Annotated in this window: 11 protein-coding genes; 4 read left to right on the forward strand and 7 right to left on the reverse strand. The window is 51.4% G+C overall.

Annotated features, from left to right (window positions below; genetic code table 11):
• The first annotated feature begins 164 nt into the window (after positions 1-164).
• Together ACQY7R_RS16700 and ACQY7R_RS16705 are read left to right on the forward strand one after the other, a co-directional pair.
• On the forward strand, positions 165-2,858 hold the full coding sequence (locus ACQY7R_RS16700) for a sacsin N-terminal ATP-binding-like domain-containing protein (RefSeq protein ID WP_428306704.1): 2,694 nt from the start codon (positions 165-167) through the stop codon (positions 2,856-2,858).
• A 13-nt stretch (positions 2,859-2,871) separates the two neighbouring features.
• Entirely contained in the window at positions 2,872-3,951 is a 1,080-nt protein-coding gene (locus tag ACQY7R_RS16705; protein ID WP_428306705.1) for an AlbA family DNA-binding domain-containing protein, read from the forward strand.
• A gap of 372 nt (positions 3,952-4,323) precedes the next feature.
• Here the strand turns inward: ACQY7R_RS16705 and hemC are convergent, their stop codons facing one another.
• The 5 genes from hemC to ACQY7R_RS16730 are packed head-to-tail and all read right to left on the reverse strand — an operon-like array spanning position 4,324 to position 11,940.
• Positions 4,324-5,250 (reverse strand): hydroxymethylbilane synthase, encoded by a 927-nt coding sequence (gene hemC / locus ACQY7R_RS16710; RefSeq protein ID WP_428306706.1) that lies wholly within the window; start codon positions 5,248-5,250, stop codon positions 4,324-4,326.
• Positions 5,244-6,221, reverse strand: a complete 978-nt coding sequence (locus ACQY7R_RS16715; RefSeq protein ID WP_428306707.1) for a hypothetical protein — start codon at positions 6,219-6,221, stop codon at positions 5,244-5,246. The genes hemC and ACQY7R_RS16715 overlap by 7 nt, the downstream gene beginning before the upstream one ends.
• A 1-nt stretch (position 6,222) precedes the next feature.
• Positions 6,223-6,795, reverse strand: coding sequence for an O-methyltransferase (locus ACQY7R_RS16720; protein WP_428306708.1), 573 nt, complete (start codon positions 6,793-6,795; stop codon positions 6,223-6,225).
• A gap of 59 nt (positions 6,796-6,854) precedes the next feature.
• A complete protein-coding gene (locus ACQY7R_RS16725) occupies positions 6,855-8,900 on the reverse strand; it encodes a hypothetical protein (RefSeq protein ID WP_428306709.1) in 2,046 nt (681 codons plus the stop codon).
• A 43-nt stretch (positions 8,901-8,943) separates the two neighbouring features.
• The gene (locus ACQY7R_RS16730; protein ID WP_428306710.1) at positions 8,944-11,940 is read right to left on the reverse strand and encodes an NACHT domain-containing protein; all 2,997 of its coding nucleotides are present in this window, start codon (positions 11,938-11,940) and stop codon (positions 8,944-8,946) included.
• A gap of 221 nt (positions 11,941-12,161) precedes the next feature.
• On the opposite strand from ACQY7R_RS16730, the gene ACQY7R_RS16735 reads away from it, so the two are divergent.
• Positions 12,162-14,291: an ATP-dependent nuclease gene (locus ACQY7R_RS16735; protein ID WP_428306711.1), complete on the forward strand. Its 2,130-nt coding sequence runs from the start codon at positions 12,162-12,164 to the stop codon at positions 14,289-14,291.
• Positions 14,284-16,014: a UvrD-helicase domain-containing protein gene (locus ACQY7R_RS16740; protein ID WP_428306712.1), complete on the forward strand. Its 1,731-nt coding sequence runs from the start codon at positions 14,284-14,286 to the stop codon at positions 16,012-16,014. Before ACQY7R_RS16735 ends, ACQY7R_RS16740 begins: the two co-directional genes overlap by 8 nt.
• Before the next feature lie 334 nt (positions 16,015-16,348).
• Here ACQY7R_RS16740 and ACQY7R_RS16745 read toward each other — a convergent pair whose 3' ends face one another.
• Complete coding sequence (locus ACQY7R_RS16745) at positions 16,349-16,708, reverse strand: hypothetical protein (RefSeq protein WP_428306713.1); 360 nt, start codon at positions 16,706-16,708, stop codon at positions 16,349-16,351.
• Positions 16,709-16,858: 150 nt separating this feature from the next.
• Positions 16,859-17,578: a hypothetical protein gene (locus ACQY7R_RS16750; protein ID WP_428306714.1), complete on the reverse strand. Its 720-nt coding sequence runs from the start codon at positions 17,576-17,578 to the stop codon at positions 16,859-16,861.
• Positions 17,579-17,594: the final 16 nt, after the last annotated feature.

Here is a 17,594-nt window from a genome sequence, read left to right on the forward strand (position 1 = left end):
GCGATCCGATGCACCATAACGTCCTTTATGATGCATCATATCTAGAGTAGGGAGCAAGTCATTTTTGTTCCGAATAGCCATGCTCGTGCTGCAACTATGGAAAAGTGAGGCCGACGAATACCCTTCTCTTCTACCCTACCGATGCCAAACACGTCTAGTTTGGCATGCGTCTCTACTACATTACTGCTAATCGGCTGGCTACTCAAATTGACTTCGTATCTCCCGCAGTTGCCGTTCTTAGTAACATCGGGATACTTTTGGCGCTGGAAACGCCTCTAAACCCGCCTAAACTACAGACTCTTAGTGGCCTTCCAGCCCCCCATACTTTCCGCGTGTATTCACAAATGGACTACCGAAAAAAACTGAGTGCGTCGCAAGAGAAAGCACACCTTCAGAATATTGCGACGAAAATTGAGAAGGAGATGCGCGTCATCCGTACCCAAGCTGAGACTTCTCCTACTCTCAGGCGGCGTTGGGTCTGGGAGCTCGTGCAGAACGTACGGGACGTGCATCACAAGGGCGGTGTGCATATTGGCATCGATCAGAGCGACGATCTCGATCAACTCGAATTCATGCACACAGGGAAGCCGTTCACCGCAGACAACATTCGCTTTCTGATCGAGCAGATTTCAACAAAAGACAGGGAGAGAGACGAAAGCGGCTTACGAACGACGACTGGCAAATTTGGGACGGGATTTCTCACCACTCACCTCCTCTCTGAACGGGTCACGGTGAGAGGACTGGCGAAAGAGCCAGAGCTTGAATTTAAGAAATTCCAATTTGATCTCGACCGGAGCGGCTACGACTTGCCAACAATAGCTGCCGCGGTGGAATCCGCGAAGCAATCAGTTCAGAACTTAGATGAGCTGCCGACATATCACCCCTACGATCCAAAAGCGTTCAACACATCATTCATCTACCATATGGCAGACGAACTGTCACAGCGTGTGGCGAAAGATGGCCTCGATGATTTGCACAGTTGCCTTCCGTACGCCCTTGTTCTCGTCCCCGAGGTACTATCGGTATCGCTGTCGCCTGGAAACACCCGCTTCAGTGCTACTGCTGCACCTGCTATTGCAGGCGGCAGGGTTAGGATCACGCACGTATGGAGGAGCGAACCTTCGGAGCAAGGAAGCGGCGCTTCAGTTACCATCGCTACTATTTGCAAAGGACTTACAAGTCTTTCTGTTCCAATATCACTGGTCGACGACAAGGTTTACATCCAACCCCTACCGCCCAGCGTTCCAAGGCTCTTCTGCGATTTTCCGCTCGTTGGAACGGAATCATTTCCTTTTCCAGCAATTGTGAACAACCCGCATTTTGAAGCCACTGATGCTCGCGATGGAATCCTTCTGACTGGGACTGTTCGACCTGATCCGCTTGTCGCAATTAACCGTCAGATTATCCGTGACGCCATCGAATTATTTTTCGAGCTGCTTGAGATCGCGGTGTTGAACAACTGGCAAAATCTTTATCAGCTATTTAACATTCACCCGTTGCCTGGCGCCCTACCGTGGGTTACAGCCGACTGGTTCGACGAGAATGTCTTTAACCCGGTGCAACAACGTCTCCTGCACGCGCGCACGGTGACGACCGCGAAAGAATCCGAGAAGGCTGCGATGCTGCAGGAGGACAATTCGATCTATGTTTGGTTTCCGCATTCGCCGCGGAAAGAGGTAAGACAAATGATATGGGCACTTGCCTTACACTGGTTTCCGCATTGCTTGCCAGCTAAAGAAGAGTTTGAGTTGTGGCACCCTCTCATTTGGAAGGAGTGCGGACGCCTGACTACAACTGTGCTTTGCGAATTCGTAGAGGGACGTGAGACAGTCGATAAGCTGGCTGTCGAACTTGTAGGCGCGGTAGTCGGTAAATGGCTTAAGCATTTCTACACGCTGCTAGATGATGACAAGCAACATCGGGACGTGCTCGTCAACACAAAGGCCATTTTCCCCGATCAGCATGGCTCCTTCCGCCAACTCGCAGAGCTTTACAAAGAGAGCGGAGACATTGAAGAAGACTTTAAGGACATACTAGGCCTCCTAGACCACGACGTTCGAAGCCTGCTCGCATCGCGTAGCTTCACTTTTGAAATTCCGGAGCAACGAACGATCTGCTTACAAGATGTGGTCGATCAGATCTCAACCCGCGCGCTCAAGAAGGCCCACGATCGCGAAGCTGCCCAGTTGTGCCAAGAGCCCTTTGGCCGAATTCTCAAATGGTTTAGGGAGAATCCGGAGAGAGCACCGCAGTTGTTCCCGGAGCTCTACAGTCAAAAGCATCTGCTCTACGACGACGAGGTGCTAATGGAGAACATGGGAAAGGCCGAGCAGCTAGACGAGCTAATGCGCGATACTGGAGTTGGAAGCATCGCTGAACTGAGAGAATTACTAATTAGAACTCATCGCCCTGCCCTGCAAATCACTCAAGAAGCGCTCGCAAGCATGGGCATTACATCCCAAGCGGAATGGGAAGAAGCCCTGAAAGATCAAGATCTGGCTGCCCTATTCTCTCACGAATCAGTGCCTACTCTGGCTATGTTCCGGATAGCGCAGAAGTTGATCGAACGAGCCAAAATTCAGATTACTAACCACTTGCGGACGCTCTCGGGCTACGACATGACACACGTTGAGGAAGTCGCCCCCACAGTACTGGCAGGAATTACGAAAGACGGCCGCGAAATTCAGATCGTCGCCCGGCCTGCATACTCCCATGAAGTCATCATCTATTACACCGCCGAGCGAGACGTGCTGGATTACGAGGACTCAGAACTTTGGGTTGATCTCGGAACTAAGCAGCGGCGCGTGACGCTAGGGCACATTCTTAAAACGACCAAAATCAAGAAGTTTCCTATTTAGGCGGCAACGAGAGATGAGTTTACAAGCACAAATTGCAGATCTTGTGGCACGGCCAGAGAGCGACTCACTTGAATTCAAAGCGGTATTGCCGCCATCCCGAAGTATGGCTCAAGTACTTTGCGCATTCGCGAATTCGCATGGGGGCCATCTCGTGCTCGGCGTAGACGAAGGAAGCGGGACGAAACTGATTTCAGGGCTCAGCAAGGACTTTCATGCGGACACAATTATTCAAAGGGCGATAGGACTCCTTTCTCCGCGTCCTGAAATCACCTACGAATACAGCGAGCTGAATGACAAGGCGCTGTTGGTTCTGAGCGTCGCCAAGTCGAAGATCCCGATCACCACGAACGGAAAGCAGTATCGGAGAGAGGGCAACCGGACTATCGAGGTCGGTCGCACCGCAGTAGCATTCAGAGAGAACAACTACCCCAGCCTACAAACTCTCTCCGCGCGAATTGATCAATTCAATCAACGCGCCACTAGCGCAAAGGGAAAGTTTAACAGTCACATTCAGAGCGTGCTCAAGATTGCAGACGATTTGGCCATACTTCTGTACCCGGATTCGCCGACGACGGCGACGTCCAACCGCGAAGGTAAGATCTTGATGCGGATACTGTTTTCTTCTTGTGCGGATATCTTTGAGGGCTACTTATCAGACTTGCTGTACGAGATTTACCTCGCGAACCCCGCCACACTGCGATCCAACGAACAGGTCACGGTCGCGGAAATCCTGAGTTGCAGCGACATTCAAGAATTCATCGACATTTGGGCGAGAAAGAAGATTAGCAAATTGCAGCGGGGCAGCGTCAAGGGCTTTATTGCCGAAAACAAGCATATCAAATGCCTCGATGAACTGGACGATCAGCAGCAACTTGAGATCGAGAGGATATTGCAAATACGGCATCTGTATTCCCACAGAAATGGCACTGTGGACGAAAAGTTCTTGAAGTACTTCCCCAGCCAGTATTCCTTAAATGATGAGCATGTCATGTCGGCCGCAATGATGATTGGTATGCTCACCAACTTGGTTGAAACTGTGCATCGAATCGATGAATCAGCAATTGGCACATATCATCTCGCTGCGAGCTGCTAGCGCTTGACGTAGCTGATCGCGCGGCAGGCACCTTCGCCTTCTTGCAATTGTCTAGAATGAGGTGCCGAGGATCGAAACACCGATCCGGCTAACCAATCACAGATCCGATTGGAAGATAAGCGAATTACAGTAGCGCCGTATCGTTGGTAGCGGAGCGCGGGGCTCTCTGCAAGCAGTCGCTGCTGAAATGCGACTGCCAATGATCGTCCAATCCCTGCTTACGCTCATTTCTAAGACCCAACAATCTACTGGAAACCTGAAAGGCTATTACGGCCCTGAACTCCTTCCTCGCGTGGACCAGCCGCGACTCCCTAGTCGGGTGCATCCATGGCGCAGGACTTAGAACTGAGCAGATCGCCGCAATGTGCACGCCTACAGCGCCATAATATCGCGCGCCCCTTTCAGAACCATCGAAGCAGCTAGCCTCTCACCCATCTCAGCCTCCTGCCCGGCTGGGCAAGAGTCGTAGCCTTCAAGCTGATCGCGTCCATCGCTAGAGTAAACTGAAACTTTAATTGAGATCCGGCCATCTTCGTTGCAAATCGCTTTCCCTGCCATCGCTGTCGTACAGTTGCCTTGAATGGCGTCGACAAACCCACGCTCCGCTGTCATGCAGCGAAATGTGTCCCGGTGACTTATCTCGTCGATGAGCGATCTCACGTCGTGCCGTTCAGCTAAGCAATCAATAGTAACGATGCCAGCACCAAATGCAGGCGGGAACAAGTCCTCAGATAGTTCTTCTGTGACTTTATCACGCATCCCGATCCGCTCTAAACCACATCCAGCAAGGATCACCGCGTCGACAGCCCCAGCCTCGAGCTTGGTAATACGCGTGTCGGCGCTGCCACGGAAATGAACACACCTAAGATGAGGTAGGTTACGTGTCACCTGCGCAATTCTGCGAGGAGCTACGGTGCCAATAGCACTGTTGGGTGCGAGGTCCTTTAACATCACTCCCGCTCGCGTGACGACGACGTCATGTGTATCGTCCCTAGGCAACACCCCCGCGATTACGATGGACTCGCAACGTTCATGTGCATTAGGAATGTCCTTCAGACAGTTGACCGTGATGTCGAATTCCCGGCTCACCAACCCCGAATCCAGTCGGCTGACAAAGCCCCCTTTACCACCGTGCATTCTCAAGCTGTTCTCATGAGTGTCCGCATCAGCTTTAGTGACGCACTTCTCAAATAAGACATTCGGAAACGCGATCTGCATTTTCCGAATAACTTCGTCAGCTTGAACTTGAGCCATTTTACTGGCTCGCGTACCAACGCGTATGCTTGAAGCCATCAGCATTCTCCCTGGGAATCTGTGAGCTCTTGCCAAGCATACGTCACTATAAAATCAACGCCGCTGCGCAGGCAGGCCGTGGCGTGTTCGTGCAAGATCTCTTTAAACTCGTCATTGCTCGTACAAGCAGCTTTCATCATCGCATACTCGCCCGAAACTGAGTACAGTGCAACCGGCATCTGGAGATGTTCTCGCATGCGACTAGCCATGTCTAGACTAAACAGGCCTGGCTGCATTTGAATAATATCAGCGCCTTCATACTTCAATCGCTCCCCCATCGAAAGAAACTGCTCAGGGCGCGTGGGGTCAATTTGAAATGCTTGACGTTGAATACCCAAGCCAGTATTCATTGCTGCCCGATAGGTACGATAAAGAGTCGATCGCCATGACAGATGCGGCATTAATGGAACGTGCCTGTAGCCAGTGGCGTCGAGATGCTTGCGCAAGGCCGAGACGGCTCCATTCATCATCGGAGCGGGACCTAGTATATCCGCTCCGGCCTTTAGCTGGATGTCCGCCAGGGCTCTGAATTTCTCAAAAGTTGCATCTTCGTCGATCTCACCGCTTTGACTGGTCAGTGCGCAGTTCCCTTGATCTGTATAGGAACAGAGGCACGTGTCAGTGATCACGCAAATTTCCGGAGCTGCACTTTTTAGCTTTGAAATTGCGCGGGGCGACAGTCCATTCGCATCGTACACAGCACTGGCATCATGAGAAGGAGCGTACGAGTCAACGAACACCTTAACCGCTTTGATGCCCCTAGAACTAAGTTGCTTAGCCACGCCTTCCAACTCGTCTTCTACGAACGTTGGAAGCACCGCATGCGGAGCGTCATCACCCTTAACGAGAATCGCAGCAATGATCCTATGAGGAACTACGACAGGTGCTGACAGCAAGCTACGCACGGGTGGCGTAGCACGCAGAGGACTCGCACCGGCGAGTTTTAGATCATTGGCCAGAATACTATCAGGTAGCATTTTATGAATCTCTTTTAGTAGCGATAATTATCCCGGAGTCCCACGGCATATGCACCACACTTAGTCGGGGCTCAACAAAAATTTCGCTTAAGAACTGATCGACCCGTCCCTGGTGATCTTCAGGCCAAGTCGGCTGTGGCAATAGGTCATCAACTATGTAAATCCCTCCGTTCTTCAGAATGCGGATGGCGTCATCGCGATTCTCAAATTTCCCGGGACGGAAATCCGCGAATAGCAGGTCCACAGAATCCGAAGGAGCCTGCGCTAGATAGTGAGTGGCGTCGCCATCAAGTAGAGTTAGCCTTTGATCTGAGGATAAGTGCTTCCGAGCGACGGCCATGACATTTGGATCAATGTCGATCGAACATAATCTGGAGCTGCGATCCATTCCATCGAGCATCCAGGAAGTTCCTGCTCCAACTCCGGTTCCAATTTCAAGCAGTGTCCCCTTTGGCTTCGATGCAGATAGCGTCCTTAAGAGGCGACCGAAGATGACCGAACAGGACATCTTGAATCCGATCTTGATCGCCTCGCTTTCTATGTGCCGCAATGCATCGGGCAGCTTGTTATCCATGCCTAGAGCCTCTTACAGATCCAATGGGACAAAAGGTATTATTTGTCAACGCTTTAGTGCTACCCCGCAAGCGGCGTCACAAAGTCATCCCGCATTCGGTACGCTGCGCTAGACCCTGCTTCCACCAAGGCATCTAGAAGCTTGAGCACCGCTTCACGAAGCGCAGGCTTCTCTTTCAGCATCCGCGGTAATCCGTACACATACTGCTGCAACATGCGATCGAGGCAGAATACCGTGTTGGATTGGGAGAGAAGTAACTTTGCGTCCCCTCTTCCCACAATTCCAGTAAGAGTTACAAACGCATCTGGCAAAGATTTTTCGCCCATACAGTAGAGGAACATCACGTACTCATCTAGCACGCGATGGTGGGCTGGCAGTGCTAGAGCCAGTTCGTCCACATCTTTGGCATGGCCATCAAGCGGCGGCCAGTGAAATCTCTTGCTAGTTGCCGCTGGGCCGAAAAAGACGGCAGTGATCAAACTGTCGTAGCCTGGATAATCTGAATCTAGTTTCGTCAGCCACTTTGCTGACTTCAGCTGATCAGCGAACGCTTGCCACAGAGCCCAGAAGTGTGCTCCCGTACGCAACTGGTCTTCGGCATTAATGATGTACTGAACGAACTTAGCGACGTCTTGAAAATTTTTATCGACCAATTCAAGAACTGGCTCGCAGAACTTTAGCCCGTCGGCGGTCGGCAATAGCAGCGCGTAGCTTGCAGTTCTCTCAACAATTGTTAAGAGTTGTTCATGTGGCACGCGTTCAGATTCACGGCGCGTTCGCTTGTCGAGATTCCACCAATGAACCAAAGCATCAATTGATTTCGCATAGATTAAACGGGGAAAGGATTCCTCACCAGGATCTTGAACAAGTGCAAGGAGTACATCTACGTCGTAGCGAGTATGTCTGCCGAGCATTTTGAGTTTGGCGATTTCTTCAGAAGACACGTCCCCACTTTCCTCGATAAGTTTTCTAACCTTGACATTGACTTCGGAAGTAATCGAGAAGAACCCCCTGCGCTTCACGTAGTCTAATTTGTCGTCCTCTTTAAGTAGGCGATCAATGTCATTAGTCCTCTGCACCATTGCAGAGGTTATGTATTCAGCGAGCCCAGGATCGTTTTGCCACAAATGAACCCCGACTCCTTGAGCAGCGCATGCGATTACCTCTTTAGTTGAATGTGTCAGTGCGATCGCAAGCCCTTTCATGGCGACCGGCTTGAGGTCGGCCGACAGTACTTTGCCAAGGATGATGGGCATGCAGAAAGCTGCCGGACGTGACGGATCGAGCATGTTCTTTGCCATGAATACGTAGTCGCCCGATTCGTCCATCCCTCTTTGAAGAGACTCAATCAGCATCTCAAGGCACCACTTGCGGTCATCAGGTGTTAGATCGTCCCAATGGTCCCGCACGATAGCAGCGGCTGCATATCGCGGAGCCTGGAATGAGAGTGGTAGCTGTTCATCATCTTCGACTTTCTCTTCAGCTAATGCTTTAGCACGAGCTAACATCTTCTCCCATGTCTTATCCCCAGATTCCTCGACTACTTTGCGATGAAACTTTTGAACTGCCCAGTTGAAGAGTCCCATATCTTCGTTGAATCTTTGCTGGGCGGGTGCGCCTTCATCAAGCATTTCCTGGATGTCTTCTTCGATTCCTTGCGGCTCAAGAATAAATGCTTGCTTCGACGGCGCTTCGCCGTTGGCAGTCCCCTCAAGCTCAATTTCCTTTGGTGCGAGTCCTCTGAGGTCGATCCTGTGGAGAGCAAGCCTCCACTGGCGATCCGCTACTGTTTGTTTACTAACCTCAGGGAGCTTGCGTTTGTGTTCGTCGATAATCTTCTGCACTGGTTCAGCGAACCCTCCAAGTTGCAGGTTGATCGCCATGGTCTCAAGCTCTGCCTTTCGGTGCGGTAGAGCATTGGATGCTTTTCGCTCATCATCATACACCTTCTGATCAGAGCGACTTAAGAAGCTGCTGGAGAGCACGATGGCTTGCTGCTCAGCGATTAGACGCTCCTTATCCAGCGTTACAAACTCACGACAAGAAAGTAGCGAAGCGCCTGTTTTACCTGCATGCTTCGGATGTTCAGTAGCGGCGCTAGCCACTACAGCCGAAATCGAGGCGTTTCGGCTCTCGCGAAGAAGCGTATCAAGTAGAGGCTCGAAAAAAATCAGGATCTATTTCGGGTATTTTGGACAGGTACAACTCAAGCGCCATCAAGGCAGACTGAAGCACATAGGGGCCAACGGAGGTGCCGCGGTATAGGCGCCACAAGCGACTATTGCACCACTGCTTTTTGCTGGTGCCGTCCGGCAAAGTGATCTCGACCTCGTATGCTGGCTCAAGCGAGTTTCCGTATTTTGGGTTTACGTAGCAGTCGGCAGCATGATTGAAGAGACGCAATAAGTATGCGACTCCCTTTTCGCTGTGCTTCCTTAGAAGCGGCAAGAAGAATCCCCTGTATGCGCTTGCGGGGAAGAAGTCTTTGTGCAGCTTGTGGCTTATGCCGAATGCGGTGTCCACTCCGAGTCCATCGCCGTACTGGAGAGCGATCGCTACATCGCTTTCGGCAAGAAGCATTTGCGACTCAGCGAGTCCGATCATTTCATCGGGATAGTCTCTGGCTGCTGCGAAACAAGTCATCCCTTCAAGAACGATCTCTACGAAGTCTTCGACGGAACGACGCTCTTCCCTCGTTCCCCTTGCGAGCTCAATCAGTGCGAGAAATTTCTCTGGGGCAGCTCGCGGAATCTTTGCGATGACTTCAAGTGCTGTCTTTCGTTGCTCGTCAAAATCGTAGTCTTCAAAATCAGGCAGTAGCTTGTGAGCGATTTCGGCAGCCTCTTTTGAACCAGGTGGGTAAGAATTCCACCACGCCACCCCTCTAGCAAAATCATCAATAAGACCAAGTACCAACAGGTTCGCTTTGGGAAGCAATTTGTCGAGGTGCTTATAAACAAGCTTCAGAGTTGCCTGCCAGGATGCACCACTTGGAACAAAGAAGGACGATTGTGCTGCCGACTCTTTCACCCAAAACGGCACTTCTACGCATGCGATTCGAAGCAGGTGAATCATGCGAATTAGGATTTCACATTCGTTAGCGAGAAGAAGCTTCTCTTCACGGGCAAGAAACTCGGCGCAACTCGATGCAAGAAGAGTGGAGACGCATGTATCGTCTCGCAACTGAGGTGAGATCGCTGGCTCTTTCAGAACGTACTCGATGAGTGCGTCCGACGTTTTAGGCTCGCACTCAAGCATTTCCTGAAGCCAACGACGGTAGGCTCTACGAATTGCTGGGCTCGCATCAAGTTTCTGAAGAAACTTGGCATAGTCGCCTTGTGCGGCGTAGAACTGCTCGTCAATCCAGCCGATAAGGGCCCAGTCTTCAAGAACGTCGTGAGCAGTTGCGGCGAGGTTCTGTGTTTCGCGAGGATGCGACACCAGATCGTCACGTTTGAGAGCCTCCACGACTGCACTGTCGAGATCACTGCATTCAGCGTACGGGGTTAGCGCGCGTGCGCGGCGCAGAGCAATCTCTTGCAAGGCACGCTCACGACGCTGAGGAAATCCTCCTGCGGTTTCCTGATCTTTTCTAACAATCTCAGACCAGAACTTTTTCCTAAATGCGCGTTCGTTTTGTGGAAGCTTTGCGTCACTTGGCCAATCCATGAGCGCTGCTTTATCGAGAATGTAAACATTCCGAAAGATCTTCTTCAGTGTGGAGCTCTCCAGCGGCCGGTTCAACGTAGGAATCGCTTTTGCAACCTCTTCCAATTCTGAGTCATTGAGTTCTGGAACATTGACAATCTCATACGGAACACCTAGTGGAACGATGAGAGAGGCTCTGACAATCTCAAGCGAGTAGCTGCGGCAAGTGAGAACAAGGTTGATACCTTTGTCGTTCAAAATCTGTAGAAGATCGCTGAAAGCGTCACGAGTAGCGTGCTCAAGTAGCCGTTCGACGCTCTCTACTAAGACAAGCTTTCGACTTTGAGCTGCCAGAATTCCTTGGAGTTCGTCAGCTGGAATCTTCACTCCCGCATTTCGAAGAGTGGTGTCTAGATGAGCAGTTGCAAATTCTTCTGCTCTAAATGAAAAGACGAAGTGATCTTGCAACAGCTCTTCAACGACATGCTTTGCAACTGCCGACTTCCCCACTCCAGCGGGGCCTGAGACGATTACTACTCGGCTGTCTGCAATTGCGCTGGCGACCTTAGACTGAACTTCGCCCCGCTCTAGGGTTACAGTTCGACCGATTGAGTCCTTGATGCCATTGAGGACGGTGTTTCCATGAGAAGCGAGTGTTGATAGCGCTTCATGCTGTGTCGGACTTACAGTTACGTGAGCCGTAAGCAGTTCTGATGGTAGGGCGTCTCGGCGAAATGATTTCGCCGTCCCCATCGATTCGCCTGCAAGCTTCACCAAGTGGTTCCAACTTGAGATCGATGCAGTTTTTTTATCGTGGCCAGTGGCGGTTGCGGTGAGCATCGTCACTACGAGTGATTCAGTCTGAGCAGTGGCCGTTGCAAGGTCGTAGGACAGAACATGGATTACTTTCAGAAACGCCCACAGTTGCTGGTCAGTAATGGCTGAACCGTTTGCCTCATCGCAGATCTTTCGAATCGCTTCGTTATTCGTGTGAGCTTTCTTGCTGAGGTAACCTTTGGCTTCAAGCCGCGATTGGAAATCGGCCGCGTCACGACAGGCCCGAGCGCAATCTAAGAGTGGCGCGAAATCCTGCATGAGCGTTTTTGATCCGTGCTGCACGACGATTGCAAGCCGGTCGCGCTCCTTGTTAAATCTCGCGCTGTCGTTAAAGTCTTTCCAGAACCCGGAAACAGTTTCGACACAGTCCGTATCGGAGGCGCTTACGGTAATAGTTCGCTTCACTTGCAAAGCAAGATGACATATCTCACCTCCTCCGTTGCGAACCAGTACTAGTACGTCATCGGTGGCCCACCCAGCGTAAGCCGTTTGCAGGCGGACTTCTTCAACGACTGAATCTTTGATGATGGGTGGGAGGCCCTGAACCAGTAGAAGGGACAAGAACAGCGCGTCGACGTGCTGTTCGAAAACTCCGCCCGCTTGTCCGGTCGCTGCTGGGCTGGCGGTATCAGTTGACGAGGTCTGTTGATGAGGTGTCATGGCGGCAGTTTATCAACTTGTGGCTGGAAAGCTACTTTGAGATTACCTAGTCTATCGAAAGGTGTTACGCCTCTTCTCCACGCTTGTTCCAGGACTTGAACCTGCCACCAGTCGGCCGAAGTGTCGCCTTTGCTACATACAGCGGAGGTGTAGTACAGTATTTGCCGACACTAACTGAGTGTAGAGTTGCTGCGGGTGAAAATTTATAAGGGCGATAGCGTATGCGCATCCACCAGGTTCACATAAAGAATTTCCGTTTGCTTCGAAACGTCGAGGTCACGCTTGAAGACAACGTCACCGTCATAGTTGGGCGGAACAATAGTGGGAAAACATCGCTCACAGAGCTGTTCCGCCGATTACTCGCAGAGCGAGCTCCGACGTTCAAGCTTGAAGACTTCTCCTGTGCGGCGCATCTGGAATTCATAGAGGCTTTCAGACTGAAGCTTTCTGGAGGTGCTCAAGACAAGGTGCGTGAAATATTGCCTTCGATCGAGGTTTCACTAACCGTTTCATACAAGGAAGATACCCAGCTAGGATTGCTTGGTGATTTCATCGTCGACCTCGATCCTGATTGCACCGACGCCAAGATTGTCGCGCGTTACGAACTTGACGATGGAAAGCTCGATACGTTGTTCGCTGACCTAACGCTTACGGACGAAGGAAATCCCGAGGAGGTTGCAGCGTTTTATGCGGCGATGAAGGAACGAGTGCAGCCGCTTTTCCGCGCAAAGCTCCACGCCGCAGATCCCAACGATCCAACCAACACTAAGCAACTCGACTGGAGCACGCTTACCAAACTCCTGAGGAGCGGCTTTATCAACGCCCAGCGTTCGCTGGATGACACCACGCATCGCGACAACGATGTGCTTGGAGGCATACTCAATTCTCTTTTCGAGAAAGCCAAGTCGGGCCTTGCCAATGAGGCTGACCAGGGAGCGGCAGAGGAACTCGATACGGCCGTAGAGCGGATGCGTCTCCAGATCGACGCCGATATCAATGTCAATCTGAAGGCGATCACGCCTGCGTTCAGTATGTTCGGCTACCCGGGCCTGACAGACCCTAACCTCACGACTGAGACATCGCTGGATGTAACCAAACTACTTCAGAATCACACCAAGATACGGTACGCGGGTTCGCACGGGGTAAGCCTACCGGAGGCGTACAATGGCCTTGGGGCGAGGAACTTGATCTACATTCTGCTGCACCTATTTGAGTTCTTTAAGGCTTATCAAACCGAAAGCCATAGCCCAGGTGTTCAGATAATCTTTATCGAAGAGCCAGAGGCACATTTGCATCCGCAAATGGCTGAGGTGTTTATCAAGCAACTAAGCCGAATCGCCAAGTTTTTCGAGGTTGAGTACAACGACGGCGAGCCATGGCCTGTGCAGTTCGTTGTCTCAACTCATTCAAGCCACATGGCGAACGAAGCTCGCTTCGAAATCATTCGCTACTTTCTTGCAAGCCCCGAGACGGACGCTTCTCACGTTCGTAAGACGCGGATCAAAGACCTTCGACAAGGACTAAAGGGGACACACCAAGACGACATAGAGTTTCTCCATCAGTACATGACGCTCACTCGGTGTGATCTGTTTTTCGCTGACAAAGCATCTCTTATTGAAGGCTGCGCAGAGCGATTACTTTTTCCCAAGATGATTGAGAAGGTCGACGAGGGTCTAACGAAGAAGCTTTCCAGTCAGTATGTGGCCGTCGTAGAAATCTGCGGCGCCTATGCCCATAAGTTCTTCGACCTGCTCGAGTTCCTCGAACTGAAGACGCTCATCATTACGGATCTTGATTCAGTCAAAAAGAACGATGCCAACAAGCGGGTTAAATGCGTCGTGGCGGACGGAATGTTTACAAGCAATGGATGCGTCAAAACTTGGTTCAAAGATACTGACGAAGACATCTCGCCCGCAACGTTGCTCGCGAAGGCGGACGAGGACAAGACGGATGGAATGATCCGCCTTGCATATCAAATTCCTGAGACACCGGGCGGTCCCTGCGGACGGAGTTTTGAAGATGCGTTCATGCTTGCCAACCTGAACCTGTTCGAAATTACCGGCGAAGCTTCTACTCACGCACTGACGGCTTACGACAAGGCCGCCGATGAGAATAAGGCTGAGTTTGCGCTGAAGTATGCAATTAAAGAGAATAACTGGAAGGTGCCGCTCTACATATCTCAGGGCCTGACGTGGCTTGCCGAAGTTCCTTCGGTTACCCCTATTCCCGTAGAAACCGCGAGTGCGGCCTCGAAGAGCGATACGCCAAAAGTGAGTGTCAAAGCTTCAAAGAGTGCTAAAGGCGCTGGAACACCGACCAAGAAACCCAGTGGGGGAAAGAAACGTGGCTAAATCTACGGCGATAAACCCTGCTGAGGCTGTAGCCGAGAAGGTCCAGCGGCGAATCTTTGAGTGCATCGATCAGCGAAAGTCATTTCTGGTCGAGGCGGGTGCCGGAGCTGGAAAGACTCACTCGTTGATCGGCACACTGCAGTACCTGATCGAGACGCAGGGCATCAAGCTGTCGAGAAATAACCAGCAGGTTGCCTGCATCACTTTCACGAACGTTGCGACCGACGAAATCAGAGCACGCACGGATCGTCACCCGATCATTAACGCTGACACGATTCACTCATTTTGCTGGTCTCTAATGAGGCCCTTCCAGTCTAGTCTTCGCGCTCACCTGCCAAATATAGGTAAGTGGGAAAAGCGATTGGAAGAGGCTGGAAGCCCCACACTTAGCACAGTCAATTACAGTTTGGGATACCCGAGCATCACCAATGGCGATGCTACCCTTCACCACGACGACGTGCTTTCGCTTACGATCGCACTACTGGCGGAGCCGAAGTTCAGGCAAGTCCTGGCTGGCCGCTATCCGGTGATTCTGATAGACGAGTACCAGGACACTGACAAGAACTTTGCGGAAGCCATACTGACTCATCTCGTGGGCGCTGAAACTGGGCCACTGGTAGGATTCTTCGGCGATCACTGGCAGAAGATTTATGGGACTGGATGCGGTGCAGTTGATCAGAGAAAACTTGAAGTAATTGGTAAGAAGTCCAATTTTCGCTCAGTACCAGCGATAGTGAATGTGCTTAACAAGATGCGACCTGAGTTACAGCAGGCCGTCACGAATCCACAAGCTTTAGGGTCGGCTATTGTCTATCACACAAACGCTTGGTCTGGAGCCAGGGACACTGGTTCCCACCGAAAGGGCGATCTCGCGCCTGAGGACGGCCATCAATACTTGCTTCTGTTAAAGACGCAGTTGGCGGACAGTGGATGGGATCTGTCCGCCGACAAGACAAAGATTCTTATGCTGACGCACAAAGTTCTAGCAGCAGAGCAAGGCTACCGACAGCTTGCGGACGTGTTCGATCGAAACGAGTCATACGTTAAGAAGGAGGATCCGCACGTCGCGTTCTTCGTTGACATGGTGGAACCCGTGTGCCGGGCCTACGAGGAAGGAAAGCTTGGAAGCATGTTCCATGCTTTAGGCGTTGGGCGTCCGGCAATCACATCGAAGGAGGACAAAGTCGCCTGGAAGAGAGACATGGATAAACTCCTGGAGCTTCGAAAGACAGGCACAGTCGGACAAGTTATTGACCATTTAAAGTCATCGAAGATCGAGATTCCGAACGGTGTGCAGCGCAGTGAAGAGAACGCGAACGAACCTGAGAATGAAAGATCTGCTCGAACAAGAGCATTGAGAGACGTTGCGTATTCTGAGGTGACGGCGTTTGCGGAGTTCATTCAAGGGCACACATCCTTCGAAACCAAACACGGCGTGAAAGGAGCACAGTTTGAGAACGTGTTAGTGGTCTTCGGAAGAGGATGGAACATTTACGACTTCAATCAAATGCTAGAAGTCATGGCTCGCACTCCTAGCGAGAATGAATTGCCAGCCTACGAACGCAACCGAAATTTATTCTACGTTGTCTGCTCTCGTCCGAAGACCAATCTAGTTTTGCTATTCACGCAGGCACTATCACCTACCGCCCTGGAACGTCTGGCTCACCTCTTTGGCAATGAGGCAATTCACGCTTTACCAGACTTGTCGATAGCCAACGGCTAAGAGAACCAAACGGTGCAGGTACGCTTGGGGCGCAAGTTCAGGGGAAATACGGCTAGCACAACGAGTGCATAGCACATGTTCGGACGATGTCTTTAATTCTATGTATGAGACTTCGCCGAAGTCCCTTCGCCGTCGCCATCGCATCGGCCCGTCACCCGCCGTAGCGGGCCGATGCGATGGCAGAGGCGGACGGGGCGCCGTCCCTTTGTCGAGCCGGAGCGGAGGCTTTCTTGATTAGATAAAGACGGCGATTTGCAAGGAATGGTCTAAAAAACCCTTGGAAGCGGTGCAACCGACAACCAAGGGCGAAACGAGTTGGAAAATGGGTTTACAATCAGAATTGATTGTTATTGCCATTTCCTGCTTGCTGACGTTCGCGATACGCATCATTGAGACGGGCCTGAATCACATCATACGCCTCGCCTAACAACCGAGCAGCCGGAAGCAAATCCTGCACGCCGAGATACTCAGTCGTCTCCCACTCGCTCTCTTCATCCCGGCGAAATGAACGAGTTAGCTTAATGCTAAAGTTCGTTCCACCGTCGTTCGCATGTTCGAAGACGGCTACCTGGACGGGAAAGTAGGTTTTCGCAAAGACTGGACGCGACTTCGCCGCATTGTTCTTTGCCTCGCTCTTTGTCGCTGACGCCATAGCAATGGCTCCTTCACAAACAACCACATCCAAAACAGTCATAGAACCCTGCGTGGATGCACCGCTGGGGTTTGGCCAGAGTCACGAGGCTCTCGCCAAATCCCACGTCCGACTAAGAGTGAACAGCCCAGAGTAGCGCAACCCGAATACCTAAGCAAATTTCTGCTTGAATCGCACAACAACACAAAGCGACTACGATGGTGGACTTAAGGCGACTTCACCCTTTAAGAATGTGGTTTCCGTTAACACCTCCATCACATTCCCAACGCTAAAAATGCTCGAGTTACTCAAATACTTAGAAAACGCGGATGTTGCGGGTCGGAAACTATTTATCTGCATCAACACAATATCGGGGATTTTGGCTCGATTTCTCGGCGTGTCCTCCCACGTTTCGTCAGGCAATGTGAAAGGTGCGGTGTACCGTCCATCCACATTCGCCATTGCACGATAGATGCGGGTGAACTGCTTTGAAGCCTCAAAGACATCCCAGTCCGCGTACGGCATTTTACGACCGCTCTGATTGCTGATCGAGATCTCACGCTTGAGTCGCGACGCGAACTTCGCGAGCAGTGCGAGCATCTTGGCAGGATAAGCGTTCGGGTCAAATAGCAGGTCATCGTGTCGATTATAGAGCTCGGCTTTACTGTCATCGCCTGAGTTAAATGTCATGCTATTTGCAAATAGCGCGACGGCATAAACAAATTCTGCTAGTGGGTCTATCGCTGCCGCTTGAGAGCGAGTTTGAGGCGACGTGGCAGATTTTCGTTTCGGCATTTCGACCGTCACCTTTTTCTGGCACTTCGGACAGACCAACGTACGCCCGATCGTCCAGAGACGGACCGATAGTTTCTGATTGCACTTTTCGCAACTGAAAACAAATCTGCTGACGCACGTCTTTCGAGCGGAGATCATTTGTGCACTCCCTTGT

It is taken from the genome of Lacipirellula sp., from assembly GCF_965279485.1.
In the GTDB taxonomy this organism is placed as follows: domain Bacteria; phylum Planctomycetota; class Planctomycetia; order Pirellulales; family Lacipirellulaceae; genus Lacipirellula.